This is a genomic window from Urbifossiella limnaea (assembly GCF_007747215.1).
GTDB classification, from domain to species: domain Bacteria; phylum Planctomycetota; class Planctomycetia; order Gemmatales; family Gemmataceae; genus Urbifossiella; species Urbifossiella limnaea.
Window position 1 is genome coordinate 2,242,223 of the sequence record NZ_CP036273.1, and the last position, 15,394, is coordinate 2,257,616.

General features: G+C 69.8%; 12 protein-coding genes. 1 reads left to right on the top strand and 11 read right to left on the bottom strand.

All coding sequences use genetic code 11. From position 1 onward, the window contains the following. Window positions 1-480: 480 nt before the first annotated feature. The 11 genes from ETAA1_RS08980 to ETAA1_RS31730 form a co-directional block, all read right to left on the bottom strand. Window positions 481-1,572, bottom strand: a complete 1,092-nt coding sequence (locus ETAA1_RS08980) for a glycosyltransferase family 2 protein (RefSeq protein ID WP_145236558.1) — start codon at window positions 1,570-1,572, stop codon at window positions 481-483. Between the two features lie 11 nt (window positions 1,573-1,583). Continuing rightward, window positions 1,584-2,603: an NAD-dependent epimerase/dehydratase family protein gene (locus tag ETAA1_RS08985; protein WP_145236561.1), complete on the bottom strand. Its 1,020-nt coding sequence runs from the start codon at window positions 2,601-2,603 to the stop codon at window positions 1,584-1,586. Between the two features lie 37 nt (window positions 2,604-2,640). Beyond that, window positions 2,641-4,215 (bottom strand): PfkB family carbohydrate kinase, encoded by a 1,575-nt coding sequence (locus ETAA1_RS08990; RefSeq protein ID WP_145236564.1) that lies wholly within the window; start codon window positions 4,213-4,215, stop codon window positions 2,641-2,643. A 346-nt stretch (window positions 4,216-4,561) separates the two neighbouring features. Further along, the gene (locus ETAA1_RS08995; protein ID WP_145236567.1) at window positions 4,562-5,053 is read right to left on the bottom strand and encodes a 6-pyruvoyl trahydropterin synthase family protein; all 492 of its coding nucleotides are present in this window, start codon (window positions 5,051-5,053) and stop codon (window positions 4,562-4,564) included. 3 nt (window positions 5,054-5,056) lie between these two features. Then, complete coding sequence (locus tag ETAA1_RS09000) at window positions 5,057-5,953, bottom strand: triphosphoribosyl-dephospho-CoA synthase (RefSeq protein WP_202920775.1); 897 nt, start codon at window positions 5,951-5,953, stop codon at window positions 5,057-5,059. After that, the gene (locus ETAA1_RS09005; protein WP_145236570.1) at window positions 5,950-6,807 is read right to left on the bottom strand and encodes an ATP-grasp domain-containing protein; all 858 of its coding nucleotides are present in this window, start codon (window positions 6,805-6,807) and stop codon (window positions 5,950-5,952) included. The genes ETAA1_RS09000 and ETAA1_RS09005 overlap by 4 nt, the downstream gene beginning before the upstream one ends. A gap of 5 nt (window positions 6,808-6,812) precedes the next feature. After that, complete coding sequence (locus ETAA1_RS09010; protein WP_145236573.1) at window positions 6,813-7,388, bottom strand: Uma2 family endonuclease; 576 nt, start codon at window positions 7,386-7,388, stop codon at window positions 6,813-6,815. 40 nt (window positions 7,389-7,428) lie between these two features. Then, the gene (mch, locus tag ETAA1_RS09015; RefSeq protein ID WP_145236576.1) at window positions 7,429-8,364 is read right to left on the bottom strand and encodes a methenyltetrahydromethanopterin cyclohydrolase; all 936 of its coding nucleotides are present in this window, start codon (window positions 8,362-8,364) and stop codon (window positions 7,429-7,431) included. Then, on the bottom strand, window positions 8,361-9,527 hold the full coding sequence (locus tag ETAA1_RS09020; RefSeq protein ID WP_145236579.1) for an ATP-grasp domain-containing protein: 1,167 nt from the start codon (window positions 9,525-9,527) through the stop codon (window positions 8,361-8,363). Before ETAA1_RS09020 ends, mch begins: the two co-directional genes overlap by 4 nt. Before the next feature lie 61 nt (window positions 9,528-9,588). Further along, entirely contained in the window at window positions 9,589-12,705 is a 3,117-nt protein-coding gene (locus ETAA1_RS09025; RefSeq protein WP_145236582.1) for a spermidine synthase family protein, read from the bottom strand. A gap of 208 nt (window positions 12,706-12,913) precedes the next feature. Next, a complete protein-coding gene (locus tag ETAA1_RS31730; protein ID WP_202920776.1) occupies window positions 12,914-14,287 on the bottom strand; it encodes an NYN domain-containing protein in 1,374 nt (457 codons plus the stop codon). A 227-nt stretch (window positions 14,288-14,514) separates the two neighbouring features. Here ETAA1_RS31730 and ETAA1_RS09035 point away from each other — a divergent pair, with 227 nt between their 5' ends. Further along, window positions 14,515-15,270: an SDR family NAD(P)-dependent oxidoreductase gene (locus ETAA1_RS09035; RefSeq protein ID WP_145236585.1), complete on the top strand. Its 756-nt coding sequence runs from the start codon at window positions 14,515-14,517 to the stop codon at window positions 15,268-15,270. Window positions 15,271-15,394: the final 124 nt, after the last annotated feature.

Sequence of the window (15,394 nt, forward strand, 5' to 3'; positions counted from 1 at the left end):
GCGGGTGGTCTATTCGTCGTCGTTCGGCTATTTGGCCAGTATCAGGTCGCAACGGGTTGCAGACCTCTACCGCCCCTGCTGGTCAGGTAGCTCAATCAGCCGCTCCCCGTGGGCGCTTACCTCCAAGACCACTGGCGCAAGAGGATCAACCTCCGGGTAATCCGCCTCCGGCTCGCACCACACTACGCACCCGATCTCGTGAGCCGCTTGCCGCGCACAAGCAGCGGACGACACCCACGGCAGTTCGGCGGACTGGAACCAGATGCCAGTCCCGCCGGGGCCTTCCATCCCGGGTTGTACGATCACTGTGCCAAGGCGGGTGCGATACACCGATGCACCGCCGGCGTCCGTCAGCTCGGCGAGTGGGCTAGCGATCGAATCGAGCCACGCAGCTACCTGCTCAGTCGTACAGCCGCGGACGACGATCTCGATGCCTCTCGAGCTTGCCACCGCCGAACCCCTTTAGGACCGACCAAGGCTCTACCCGGCCACCCGCCGCGCAGCGCGACCGGCGAGCCAACGCAGCTTCCCGCCGATCCCCGGCGGCAGCGCCTCCGACTCGGCCCGCGCCAGCAGGTTCTTCAGGTGAACCAACTCTGCGTCGCGCCCGGCCTTCTCGCGCTCGGCGTCCTGCCAGAACGGGCCGAGGAAGAACGCCGCCAACTCGCGCACGGCCGGGTCCGGGTCGTCGAGCAGGCCGCGGTAGTCGTCGCGGGTGAAGCCGTTAAGCAGGCCGAGGACCGGCTTCGACCAGCAGTCCGGGCGCTCCGCCGCGGCGCGGATCAGGTCGGTTCCCAGGAACGCGATGCTGCCGTTGCGGCTGAAGTACGGCGCCACGTCGGCGGTTTCGGGCGACGTGAGGCAGTCCAGCAGCGCGGCCAGCGCCGCGACGTTGCGGGTGCGGTCGCGGAAGCCGGCGCCGGAGTACGACTCCGGTTGCAGGATCGTCACCGACAGCGTTTCGGGGACGTAGCAGCAACCGCCGCGGAAGGCGATCAGCAGCCACGCCAGCCAGTCGGAGTACCACGCGAGTTCGGGACGGAGGCCGCCGACTTCCACGAGCCGCTTGCGGCGGCAGACGTTGGCGTGCCCCGGAATCCCGCGGCGGACGGCGGCGCACACCTCGTCCCGCGTGTAGAACCCCGCCCGCTCCGGCCAGGCGTGCAACACCACGCCGACCGGGCCGTCGCCGACGCGGTACGCCCCGTGGGCGCAGGCGATGCCGCAGTCGGGGTGCCGGTCGAGCTGCGTCAGCAACTTCTCGAAGAAGCCCGGGAGGACGTAGTCGTCGGCCGCGGCCAGCACCACGTACTCGCCAGCGGCCGCGGCCAGCCCCTCGTTGTACGTCGCGCACACGCCCTGGTTGCGTGCGTGCCAAACGGGCTTCACCACGGGATCGCGGCGGGCGTAGTCCTCGATTACCGCCCGGCTGTCGTCGCGGTCGGAGGCGTCGTCGATGACGAGAACCTCCCGCGGACGCACGGACTGCGACAGGATCGCGTCCAGCGCCCGCGGGAGTTTCGCCGCGTGGTTGTAGTTGGCGACGACGACGCTCAGGTCGGCGGTCGGCATGGCGTCCCCGGTCAGGCGGCCTTCTTCTGCGCCGCCATCCAGGCGTTCATCGTCTTGATGTTCGAGTACCGTGCGGCGCTCAGCGAGTCGGGAATCTTCCCGGCCTTGAACGCCGCCACTAGCTCGCGTACCGCGTCCGGCACGGTGTACCGCGGCTCCCAGCCCAGCTCGCGCTTGATCTTCTCGCTCGACACCCGGTAGCTCCGGAGGTCGTCCGTCTTTGACGTGACGATCTTCACGTCCGGGCCGACCTCCGCCTTCACCGCCTCGGCGATGTCGGCGATGCTCATGTTCTGCCAGCCGGCGTTGAAGATCTTGCCGTCGATTTTCTCGGCGGGCATCTTCAGCACCTGGCAGTACAGGTCGGTCATGTCCTGGATGTGGAGGTTCGGCCGGTACTGGCTGCCGCCGAACACGGTGATCTCGCGCTTGTTCACGGCCAGGTTGGTGAGGATGTTCACCGACAGGTCGAGCCGCAGCCGCGGGGAGTAGCCGCACACGGTGGCCGGGCGGAGCGTGAGGCAGGTGAAGCCCGGCGCCCGCGCCGCCTCCAGCACGTCCTCGCACATGGCCTTGTACTTCGAGTAATCCGTGAGCGGCTTCAGCGGCAGCTCCTCGGTCACCTTCTCCTCGTCCTTGATCCCGTACACGCTCGACGACGAGGCGTACACGAACCGCTTCACCCCGTGCTGCTTCGACAGCTGCACGAGCGGGAAGAAGGCGTCGTAGTTGATCGACTTGCCGAGCGTCGGGTCCATCTCGAAGCTCGGGTCGTTCGAGATGCACGCGAGGTGGATCACCGCGGTGGCGCCCTTGATGCCGCGCTCGAGCGTCTCGCGGTCGCGCATGTCGCCCTTGATCTCGGTCAGCCGCGGGTGGCCCGCAACGGACGAGAGCACGTCGTCGCCGAACCAGTAGGTGTCCAGCACGCGGACGGTGTGCCCCTCGGCCAGCAGCTTCGGGACCAGCACCGACCCGACGTACCCGGCCCCGCCGGTGACCAGAACCGTGTGCTTCGCGGACTCGCTCATCTCTGCCTCGGAGTGAACAGTGGTCGGCAAGACGACATCAGCCGGCCAGCTTGAACTGCTGCGGCGCGGGCTGCGGCTTGGTCGTCTGGTGAACCTTCAACAGGCACTCGATGTGGCGGTACAGCGGGATCCGCTCGATCGACCGCTGGTTGCCGAGAATCTGCACGGCCTCGGCGCCCACCACGTTGCCCAGGAGCGGCACCACGTCGGCCGGCACGCCCGCGGCTACTGCCAGCGACGTGACGCACAGCACCGCGTCGCCGGCGCCGACGCGGTCCACCACCTTCGTGGCGAACGCCGGGGCGCGGTGGTAGCCGCCGGGGGCGGTGTAGTAGAGGGTGCCGTTGCTGCCGCGGGTCATCATCACCTTCGGGCAGTGGAGCCGGTCGCTCACGTGCCGCACCATCTCGTCCGGCGTCAGGTGCAGCGTCCGCGTCTCCAGCGCCACCTCCCGCTGGGCGAGGCAGACGTAGTCCGCCCGCGGGTACTTGGAGATCATGTTGAAGCCGTGGTTGCCGGCGTTCGACTGCGTGTTCACCGCCAGGAACCGGGCGTGCCGCGACAGCACGCCGATGGCGTTCCGCGTCAGCATCCCGTGGCCGTAGTCGGCCACGATCACCACGTCGTAGTTGGGAAGAAGCGCCCGCAGCCGGTCGCACAGGTCGGCGTCGGCGCGCTCGTCGAGCGCGTCGTCGTTGATCTTGTAGACCTCGAACATCTTCTGCGACAGGTACTTCTCGACGAACCGCTTCTTCACGATGGTCGGCGAGTCCTTCTTCTCGACGAAGTACGGCGTCACGTTCGACTTCAGCACGGAGCGGACGAACGGCTCCTCGTCCATCCCCTCGCCGAGCATGGTGAACACGTCCACCTTGTCGGCGAAGCTGGACGCGTGGTTGGCGCACGCCAGCACCCCGCCGCCGAACTTGTCGGTGCTCATGTACCGCGTCGCCAGCACCGGCTCCTTGCCGCTCTTGCCGATCGCCTCGCAGTAGGCGTACTCGTCGATGATCGTCTCGCCGACGACCAGCACCTTCAGCCCGGCGGCGGCCTTCAGCGGCGCCAGCACGGTCTCGGCGGGCCACCGCCCGGCGAACTCGGCGAGGTACTCGCGGACGTGGTCCGGGTACTGGTTCATGTACTGGTTGATGAGGCCCGACGAGCTGAACACCACGTCTTCCGTGAACGCCACCTCGCCGCCGACCGCGCGCACCGCCTCGGCCTCCTGGCTGACGTGGCCGATGGTGTCTTGCAGGTTCTTGAACTCGCTCCCCTTGGCGAAGACGTCGGGCCGGATCAGCCGGATCGTGTCCACGGCCGTCGGCCACTTGTTGACGGCGACGTAGTCGATGCACGCCAGCGACGCCAGGAACTCGGCCCGCAGCGACTCGGTGAACGCCGGCCGGCCGACGCCCTTGTTCACGAACCGGTCGGGGGTGAGCGTCACCACCAGGATGTCGCCGAGTTTCTTGGCTTCCTCGAAGTGGCGGACGTGGCCGATGTGCAGCACGTCGAACACGCCGTGGCAGTGGACCACCCGGCGGCCGCCGGCCCTGGCCCGCTCGACGACCGTGGCGAGTTCGTCGAGGCCGGTAATCTTCGGGTGCGGCATGTGGCTGCTTCCGTGCCCGGGGTCTGGTCGCGTCGTGCGGCCCGGTGTCGTCTGGTCGGGGGTGAGGCGGCCGACCCGTGCGGAACCTGTTACCCTATCGGCCGACTGGCGGTAAAGATTTCACGAACCTTCCGCCTCCGTCGGCCGGGGGACTCGGGCGGCTTTCATAACCCGCAGCGGCGCGGAAAAAAAGGCGAACCCGGAGGGTTCAGTCGGATGAGGATTGTTTCTTCCGGCTGAGGGGGGTCGGGTCCCGGAAACATGTCACCGACTCATAAAAAAGTTGGTTCGGGCCAGTCGACAGGCGAGTGATGTGCGTAACGTTCTGCGCCCGTTCGTTTTCCGCTCACGGCACCCATTCATAGGTCGCCGACTGGCCGATGTTCTCCTCCACCTCGACCCGCAGAACCTCCGGCACGAAGCCGTGACGGTCGCGGAGTGATTCGAGCAACCGCTCGGCCAGGTGTCGGGCGATCAGCTCGGCCGTCGTGTTCTCGATCGGCAGCAGCTTGCAGTCGCCGCGCGGGAACAGCCAGCGGCGGTCCTTGTACGTCACGTCCACGGTCGGGCCGGTGTCCACGACCGCGATCACCGGGTTGCGGGTGGCCAGCAGCATGTGGTGGTCCAGGTCGTCGGTAATCTCCTTCATCCGCGCCTTGAGCGCGACGAAGTCGAAGACGTAGAAGTCGGCGGCGAGCGGCCCCTCGACCTCGACCGCGGCCCGGTAGTTGTGGCCGTGCAGCCGCTCGCAGCGGTGCCCCTCGTAGCTGATGAAGTGGCCGCAGCAGAAGACCAGGTGGTCCTTGGTGACGCGGACCTTGTAGCGCTCGGTGGGCATGTGTCAGAGCCAGTCGGTCGCCGCCCAGCGGAACGGGGCGGTCGGGGCTACCTTACGCTCCCGCAGCGCCACGAACAGGCACGCCGTGATCAGGTCCGCCACCGCCCCCGGGTTCAGCCGGTTCCCGTCCGACCGCAGGTGCCGGTCCAACTCGACGCCGGCCCGCCGGCCGTCGGCCGAAGAAATCCCGCCCAGGCGTAGCACGTCGGCCGCGCGCCGCTGCACGTCGGCGGCGGCCGCCGCGCCCGCCTTCCGCGCGATCAGGGTGTCCGGGTACTCGGCCAACCAGTGCAACTGCGCGTCGATCACCGCCGCCTCCACGCACCCGAACCGGCGGAGCGCGTCGAGAAACGTCGGCACGCCGAAGTCGAACACGTCCGCGAACCCGTTGGCGTACTGGCGGGCCACCAGGTCGCGGTCGGCCGCCAGCGCCATCGCTTCGAGCAGCGTGATCGTCGGCTCGGCTCGCACGTCGGCTTCGGGGGCGTCGCCGAGGCCGCCGGGGTTCGCCACGCGGATCGCCTCGTACACGTCGCGCGCCGCGGCCACGCCGCACCGCTCCGTGTTCAGGACGTGGCGCGAGAAGCCCTCGCGGTCCATCGGCGCACCGGGGTGTGCGAGGGGCGTCAGCAGGAGCAGGATGCCGAGGTTCGTGTTCGACTCGACGACGGCGCGTGTCCGCCGCACGCAGGCCAGGACCGTGCCGCCGACGTCCTCGTAGTCGCCACGGCTGCCGAAGTTCGGCGTGACGACCGCGGCGCTCAGCAGGAACGACACCGCGTCCGCGTCCCGGAACGCGGCCCCGGGGTGGACGTTGCCGACCTTCCGGGCCATCACCTCCCACACGCACGCCGTGGGGATCATCCACTGCGTCGGGTCGTCGAACCGCGGGGCCGTCACCGGTACTCCTCCGTCAGAAAGCGGACCACGTCGGCCGCCACGTCGCGGCCCGTGACGGCCGCCAACGCCCGCCACCCGGGCACGGCGTTCACCTCGATCACGCTCAGGTCGCCGCCCGGCCCCGGGAGCAGGTCCACGCCCGCGAGCGGGCAGCCGACGGCCGCCGCCGCCCGCACCGCGAGTGACACCGCTCCGTCACCCAGTTCGACCTGCTCGGCCGTGCCGCCCTGGGCGACGTTGGTCCGCCAGTCGCCGCGGGCCGTGCGCCGCATCCCGGCGAGCACCTTGCCGCCGACCACGAACGCCCGCAAGTCCCAGCCCGGGTGGCGGACGAAGCCCTGCTGGTAGATCACCTGCCCGGTGCGGTCGAGGGCGTGAAACGTCCGCCACGCCGTCTCGCGGTCCGTCAGCCGCACCATGCCGCGCCCCTCGGACCCGAACAGCGGCTTCACCACCACGTCGCCGCCGAGCCGGTCGAACCCGTCCAGTGCGGCATCGGCCGTTTGAGAGACGTGGGTCGGCGGCGTCGGCAGGCCGGCGGCGGCGAGGCGGGTGCTGGTGAGGTACTTGTCCACGCACGTCTCGACGGCCCGCGGCGGGTTGAGGACGCGCACCCCGGCGGCGACCGCGGCGTGGAGCACGTCCATGCGGAAGACGACCTGTTCGAGCGACCCGGCCGGCATGGTGCGGACGAGGGCCGCGTCGAACCCGGCGAGCGGCCCAGGGTGGGTGCCGACGGCCGCGGCGACGGTGCGGAAGTCCACGGGCTCGGCCGCGTGGCCGAGCTGGCGCGCGGCGCGGACGAGGTCGAGGACGTGCCACCCGCCGCCGCCGGAGAGGACTGCGATTCGCATGTCGGTTAGGCCGGGGGGGCGCCGGGGCGCGGCGGGGGGAACAGGTCGCCGAGCCGGACGGCGAAGCCCGGTAACACCGCCTCGCCGGGCATCACGTCGTTTTCTTCGAAGTCGGTCGTGGTTCGGTCTGGCCGGTAGGCGCGGGCCGTACGGGTGTCCGGGTAAACCACCCATACGAGGCCGACGCCCGCGGCCCGGTAGTCGTGCAGCTTCTCCTCCAACTCGCCGGCCTTGTCGTTCGGCGACACCACCTCGGCGGCGAAGTCGGGCGCCAGCTTCATGTGCCCCTGGGGCAACTGCTCGTCCGGCAGACGGCCGAACCGCACGGCCGACACGTCGGGGTAGCGGACGTTCCCGCGGGGGAAGCAGTCGAACCCGGCGTCGGCGTGAAACACCCAGCCGTACCGTTGGGCGGTGGCGTACTCCAGGAGCCGGGCGTACAGGATGCCGCCGATCCAGCTGGAAATCGAGCCCGTGTGGCGCTCCTTCAGGCACCCGTTCACCAGCTCGTACCGCGAGTTGTCGGCCAGCTTCTCGAACTCCTCGGCGGCCAGCCGCGGCGGGTGGGCCAGCACGTTCATGGGATGCCTCCGTAGCGATTCCGACGACGCGAGTCGTGTCTCACTCCAGACCGAACGACTTCCGCACCAGCCCCGGCTCGCTGCGGCCGAAGCGGTGGCAGCGGCCCGTCTTCAGGTTGCGGAACTCCACCTCCGCCGGGGCGAACAGCAGCGGGTCGATCTTGTAGAAGTCCCCGTACCGGGCAAACAGCTCGGCGAATGGTGCCCCGTGGTCCGGCGACGCCGCCGACGGCACCTTCGGCCCCAGCGCCGCCAGTTGTTCGTCGTCGGCCCGCACCCACAGCGTGACCGCGCCGCCGTACAGGATGGCGTCGTTGGTGCGGCCGATGGCGGTGATCTCGTCCGGCGACACCGGCGGCAGCGGCGCCGTGCCGTACCCGCTCACCACCTGCGCCACGTCGAACTTCAGCTCGTGCAGCTTGTGCAGCGCCGTCTCCACCGACCGCGCCACCACCTGCACCGTCCCCGCCAGGCTCGACGCCGGCGCCACCAGGAGCGTCAGCGACTCCGCACACTCCGGCAGCTTGGAGACGAGGTGCGCGATCACGTCCTCGGTCGGGTGCTTGCGCGTCTCCAGCACGCCGACGGCGACGCGGGCCTCTTCCTTGCCGGGGATGTGTTGGAACAGTTCCTCCCGCGCCGCGAGTGCCCGCATCGGCCCGGAGCCCATGGCGAAGAACTTGCCGACGGACACCTGCCAACCGGCGTACTGCGACGCGAGGCACGCCCGCACCGGGTCGTCGGTGGTCACCTGCACGGCCGGGCCGCCGAGGACGGTGCCCGGCACGTAGGCCACGTCGCCCAGGTCGGCGAGGCAGACGCGCGCCATCGCCAGCCCGGCGCCGAGGCTGCCGGTGACGGCCCCGCCGCAGTCGATGACGCGGGCGCCGCCGACCTTGCTCACGGCGACGCGGTAGCGGTCGGCGTTCCGTTCCAGCTCGTCGGCGACGGCGAGGGCACGGTCGTTCAGTGTCATCGGGAGTGCTCCGCGGCGAAGATGCGGTCCAGGTCCGCCGCCCGTGATTGTAACCGGCGGCGGACATCGGCGGCGGACGAACCGCCTTCCATTAGCGTGAACACGGGCCAGCCGGGTTCGATCGTGCTGCCCGCGGCGGGCACGTCGGCGAAGGTGGGGAGGCTCCACGGGTCGAACGGGCCCCCGCGGTCGTCCCAAGGTCCGTGCGCGGGGAACACGAACCGGCGGGGGGCGTAATAGACCGCCTTCCCGAAGCCGCGGTGTCGCGGGTCGCGGCGGACGGGCCAATCGCCCAACGGAGCCCCAAATGCGGTGGCGTGGTCGAGCATCACGGCTCGCCCGGTGGCGTGCTCGATCACCTCGACGGAGCCGGTGTAGCGCGGGTTCACTTCGACCGGCCACGCCACGCCGGCGGCGTCGATAATGAAATCAACGCCGAATAACCCGACGAGCCCGCCGGCCCACGCGAGCGCGCTACCGAAGCGGCCGAGGGTGTCGGCGGTCGCAGCCGGCAGTTCGACCGGGCCGACGCTGCCGCCGTACCGGAAGACGCCCGCGTTAAGCCAGCCGACGTTGTTGAGTTGCTCCGTCACCCCGAGCAACCGAACCGCTGCGGCGCTGGCGACGAACACGGCCGACATCGGCACGCCGGTCACGGACTCCTGGAGGTAGTGCTGGCCGGCGTCGGGTACTGGGTCGGCAGGGTGGAACGGACGGATGCCGTAGCCCCCGGCGCCGCGGACCGGCTTCACGAGCCAGGTGCCGTCCGCGGGCGTCGCGTCGCCAGGAAGTACACGCGGCACCCGCACCGCGTCGCCTTCCGCGGACCACCACACCTCGCCCATGAACAACGGGTCGCGGACGCGCTCCAGCACCGCCGGCGGGTTCCCCCACAGCGGCCGCCGTGCGGCCAGCTCGGCGACCACGTCGGGGTAGTTCTCCAGGCCGCCGGTGTAGAGCACGGGGCCGGGGGGGAACTGCTCCGCGAGCGCGGGCATACCGCGCGGGTACTCAGCGGACGGGCAGCGGGCGGCCGGCGCGTACAGGTCGCGGTCGGTGAACAGGTCCACGGCCCACGCCGGGTAGCCGGCGCGGGCGAGCGAGTGGACCGCCGCGCGGGCCGACGCCCCGACCACGCCGACGATTGGTTTCGGATCGCTCATGACGAAGAAAGCCCGGGGACGGCCGTCCCCGGGCTTCGTGGGTGTCATCCTACCCGGGCCGCTACTCGGTGATCGGCGTCGGGAGGCCGAACATCTTCCGCACGCTCTGCACCTGCTTGATCATGATGACCCGCAGCACGTCCGAGTAGTCGTCGGTCCACAGCGGCACGTCCTTGAGCACCTTCAGCTCGTGGAACATCTGGCCGTAGATGTACCCGGTCAGCGCCCCGAGCGTCGCGTCCGGGCCGGTCTTGCCCGCGTCGCGCATTCGCATCGCCATCTGGTACAGCTGCGCCGCCTGGGGGCCTTCGCGGATGTTCATCTGCGTCAGCGTGATCTTGTCCGGCTCGGGGCCGCCCCACTCGCCCTTGATGGCCTCCAGCGCGTTCTTGTCCGCGCCGTACTTGTTGAGCAGGAACACCAGCGGCTCGTTGCGGGTGCCGAACGCCTTGGCCTGGTCCACGGCCGACTTGCCGAGCACGCCTAGGTCGGCCTCCGAGCGGGCCAGCACGCACCAGCTCGACGCCGTCTTGCCCGGCCGGTTCTCGCTGTCGTCGTTCCACACCCGGGCCTTCAGGCCGAGGGCGTCGGCGATCCCCGCGACCACCGGCTCCAGCCGGACGTACTTGTTGGAGATGTGCAGGGCCAGGAGGCCGTGGTCGGTCACCTTCGTCATGTACATCTCGACCGCCTCCTTGGTGAGGAGGTGGACCGGGATGGCGTCCGAGCTGAAGGCGTCCACGAGGAGGAGCGAGTACTTCCGCTCGTTGTAGTCGCGGAGCTTCAGCCGGGCGTCGCCCATGCGGAAGTCGATGATGCCGCCGCGGTCGCGGGCGCCCTGCACGTAGGTGATCGGCCCCATCAGCGGCTCGGGCACGGCGGCGGCGCCGGCGGCCTTGGCCTCGTCGATCTCCTTCTGGTTCATCACCATCCACGGCGTCTCGACGATCTTCCGGACGGCCGGGTCGATCTCGTAGAAGTCGAGCTCCTGCCCGCGGAGGGCGTAGCACGACGCCGACCCGGTGCCGAGGCCGACCATCGCCATCTTGTCGGAGGCGGGGTTGCGGCCCTCCTCGATGGCCCGCATGCGGGTCTGCCACACCATCGCCCCCACGGGGCCGGTGCGGTGGTAGTACGTCAGCGGCTCCTGCCGCGGGTCCCACCGGTTCAGGGCGCCTTCGACGGCCAGCACGTCCCACGGGGTGAACACGCCGAACACGATCGGGGCGTCGGCCCGGACGATGTAGTACTCGTTGATCTGCGTGCCGTGGAGCGTGGTGCCGTGGACGAGCCGGGTGAAGTACCCGCGGGACTCGACCTTCAGGATGCCGAAGAAGCTGCGGTCGGTGTAGACGATGGACTCGTTCTGGGCCTCGCGGATGTGGTGGACGCCGAGGATGGCGGCCACCGACAGGGCGAACCGGGCCGGCCGGTCGACGAAGAAGAAGCACGCCATCACCGGCGGGCCGAACGCCAGGATCGCCGCCGCCTTCGGCTCGTCCACGTCCATCCACTTCAGCCACGACGCGATCCGCTGCGACATCCAGTAGAACCAGCTCCCCTCCTCGCCGCGGGTGTCGTGGCAGTACGACGTGAACCAGATGAGGCAGGCCATCGTGATCGGCACCGCCACGTCCAGGGCGGTGCGGAAGTCGGTCTTCTTGGCCGACTCGGAGAACTGCGCCATCGGCAGCTCCTCCGGGTTCTCCGACGCCTGGTACTGGGCCACCTGCAACCGCCGCCAGAAGAACATCACCGCCCACGCCGGGATGAGCGCCACCAGGTACCAGTAGGTCACCAGCTTGCCGGTCTCCAGCATCATCTTGAACAGCATGTAACTCAGCCCGAGGCAGACCCCGTACACGGCGGCGGCGATGGCCGCGGTGGCCAGCCACTCGGACACGTCGCTCCGCGTGCCGGTCAGCTTCGGGAACAGCTTGCCGGCGGTGCGGGCGGCCTGGACGCCGAACAGCGGCACCATGCCGCACGCGAACACGATCGTGGTCGGGTACTCGTGGGCGTAGGTGAACACGAGCGGGGCGAAGATGCCGTTGAACATGCCGCCCAACATGCCGCCGACGGACATCCACACGAAGTACTGCGTCAGGTGCGTCACGTCCTTCGGCCGGTCGCGGGCCAGCTCGTAGTGGCACATCAGGGCGGCGAAGAAGAACGCCCCGATGTGGATGGCCAGCGTCAGGGCCACGCGGTTGCCGGTGATGCCCGACACGAGCACGAACACCAGCACCAGCAGCATGATCGGGGCGAGGTTGCCGAGCACCACCCGGAACCACGGCGGGACCAGCGTGCTGAACGAGATGATGAACGTCACCAGGTACAGCGCCAGCGGGATGACCCACAGCAGCGGGATGCTGGCGATGTCGGTGGACATGTGGAACGTCACGGCGAGCATGAAGCTGCTCGGCACGAACGCCAGCAGCACCCACTTGGCGATCCGCAGCGGGCTCGGCGGCGGCTCGGCGTTCACGTCCAGGGCGCCGGGCTTGTTCGACTTCACGGGGCCGTTCCCGTTCTTGCTACCCGGGGGCACGCCGATCGGGTTGGCGGCCGCCCGGCCGCAGGCGACGATGAGCACGGCCAGGATGGCGAACCCGACGGCGAACAGCCACGCCTGCCCGTTGATCGTCATGTACGGTTCGATGAACAGCGGGTAGCCGAGGAGCGACACCAGGCTGCCGACGTTCGACGCGGCGTACAGGAAGTACGGGTCGCGGCTCGACGGGTGGCCGGTGAACGAGAACCACCGCTGGAGGAGCGGGGCGCTGGTGCTGGCCACGAAGAACGGCACGCCGATCGCGACCGCGAGGAGTGCCAGCACGGCGAAGAACGGGTTGGCCCCGTCGGTCGGGGCGAGGCCCTCGGCGACGGCGATGGGGGTGTGCCGGGTGCCGAACGCGACCGACAGGACGAACGCGGCGATGGCCGTGAGAAGTACGAGCGAGTGGAGCCAGCCCTGCTTCGCCGGCTCATGCCGGGTGCTCATCCAGTGGGCGTACAGGTATCCGAGCAGCAGCAGCACCTGGAAGAACACCATACAGGCGTTCCACACCGCCGGGCTGCCGCCGAGGAGCGGGAGGATCATCTTCCCGACCATCGGCTGCACCATAAAGAGCAGCGAGGCGCTGATGAACAACGTGACGGCGAACAACAGTGGCACGGGGCGGCTCCGGGTGCGGATCGCGGGTGCGCGACAGCGGCTATCGGGTGGGTTGTATCGACGCCGCGGGCCGTCGGGTAGTTCCGGCGGCGGGGCGGGGTGGAAATGCGTCTGACGTGTTACGAACGGTCGCCGAGCCGGCCCCGTGAGGGGTCGGGTCGCCGGGCGGTCCGACCCCTCACGGGGCCGGCTCGCCTGTGGGATTCAGTCAGTCGTTAAGGCCGGCCGAGAAATCGTCGTCGTCCACCGGCGGCTTCGGCTTCGGCGGCGGCGCTTCGGCGGCGGGCTCCGCCGGCTTCCGCCGCGACCCGCCGCGCCGCGCCGCCGGCTTCGCGGCCGGCTCCGAAGGTGGCGCGTCCGCCTTCGGTGCCGCCGGCTTCGCGGCCGTGCGGCCGCCCGCCCGCGCCGGCGGCCGCCCCGCGGGCTTCGCGGGCGCCGCCGGGGCCGGCGGTGGCGCCGTTGCAGGGGCCTTCCGCGGGGCGTAGCTCGGTATCTCGTCCACGTCGTCGAGCGGGTCGAACTCGTCCACGAGCGCCCGACCGAGGGGCCGATCGTCGACCGGCTTGGCAGGCGGCGCGGCGGCCGGCGGGCGGACCGGTCGCGGCGCCGGCTGACGTGCCGCGGGCGAGGCGGGCGGTTGCGCCGGGCGAGCGGGCGGGGCGGGTGATTGCGCCGGGCGAGCGGGCGGGGCGGGCTCCCGACCCGCGTCCCGCGCCGGGCCGACCGGCCCCGCCTGCCGCCGCGGCTCCGCCGCGGGGCGCGGGCCGCCGTTGGCCGGCGCCGCGGGCCGGCCGCCGGGGACGGGGCCGCCCTGCATTTCGAGGCCGAACCGCGTCACGATGTACATGCCGCTCGTCTTGTGCTTGTCGAGCTCGACCAGCCCGCTCTTCTCGGCGTCCTCCAGCAGCTCGCTGAAGGCGCGGTAGCCGTAATAGCCTTCGTTGAACGACGGCTTCTTCCGCTTCATCGTCTCCTTGACCATGGACGAATAGATCACGTCCTTGTTCTCCCGCCGCAGCGCCAGCAGCGAGTCCAGCAGCAGGGCGAAGCCCTTGCGCTTCTTCTCCGGGATGCTCTCGTTCACGCCCGTCGGGATGATCGGGGCGCGGTCCAGGTCCTCGTAGTAGATGAACTCGTCGCAGTTGTCGCGGAGCAGGTCGGAGGTGGCGTCCACCAGCCCGAGGCCGATGACGTGCTTGCCCAACTCCTTCAGCTTCGACACCAGCGGCGAGAAGTCGCTGTCGCCGGACACGATGCAGAACGTGTCGATGTGGTCCTTCGAGTACGCCAGGTCGATGGCGTCCACCACGAGGCGGATGTCGGCGGAGTTCTTGCCGGACACGCCGCGGCGGGGGATCTCGATCAACTCGATGGCGGCCTCGTGGAGCGCGCCCGTGTAGGCGCCGAACCGCGACCAGTCGGCGTACGCCTTCTTGCAGACGATCTTCCCCTTCTCGACGAGGCGCTCGAGCACCTTGCCGATCTCGAACCGGTCGCGCCGGCCGTTGAAGCCGAGGCCCATGTTCTCGAAGTCGATGAAGACGGCGAGTGATCGCTCGCCGTCCGCGCGGTGCGATTTCATGCTGGTATTGTGCGAAATACCGGCGGGGTTTGCCACGCCGGCCCGGCGGAGTTGGCCGGTCGGGGAAGGGCGGGGGGCGGAATAACCCGCCAGACCGGCGTTTCGAGTTTCGAGTTTCGAGTTTCGGGGCCGTCACGTCCGGCATACCCGACGCCGTTGACCCAACCCCACATACCTTAACCTCACTCGAAACTCTGAACTCGAAACACGAACCTCGGGAGCGAGCGATGGCAGACCATTTCCGGCTCGACGGCAAGGTGGCGGTGGTGACCGGCGGCGGGCAGGGGATCGGCGAGGCGATCTGCCGCCGGCTCGCGTCCGCCGGGGCCAAAGTCGGCGTGTTCGACATGAACGCCGACAGCGCTAACCGGGTGGCGACGGCGATCGGCGGCGTGCCGATGGTCGGCGACCTGACGAAGGAAGCCGACCTGGAGCGCGTGTTCGGCGAGGTAGCGAAGGCCGCCGGGCCGGTGGACGTGCTCGTGAACAACGCCGGCGTCGCCAGCCGCAAGGGCCGCGACGTGCCGATCTGGGAGAGCGTCCGCGAGGACTGGGAGTTCGTGCTCGGCATAAACGTCACCGGGCTGGTGCTGTGCTGCAAGGCGGTGCTGCCGGGGATGATCGCCAAGGGGTACGGCCGGATCGTCAACATCGCCAGCATCGCGGGCAAGGAGGGGAACCCGAAGATGGCCCCGTACTCCGCCAGCAAGGCCGCGGTGATCGCGCTGACGAAGTCGCTGTCCAAGGAACTGGTGGGGAAGGGCGACATCTGCGTCAACAGCGTGTCGCCGGCGGTGATTCAGACGCCGATCCTGGACCAACTCGACCAGTCGCAGATCAACATGATGCTGAGCAAGATTCCGCTCGGCCGCACCGGCAAGCCGGACGAGGTGGCGGCGCTCGTGCACTTCCTGGCGAGCGCGGAGTGCAGCTTCACCACCGGCTTCTGCTTCGACATCTCCGGCGGCCGGGCGACGTACTAAAAACAGGCTCACGCGGAGGCGCAGAGCCGCGGAGAAAACAAGAGTCAAACTCGGTTTTCTCCGCGGCTCTACGCCTCCGCGTGAGCTTACTTGTGATTTGACCCGGGCAGGAATCGTTCTACGG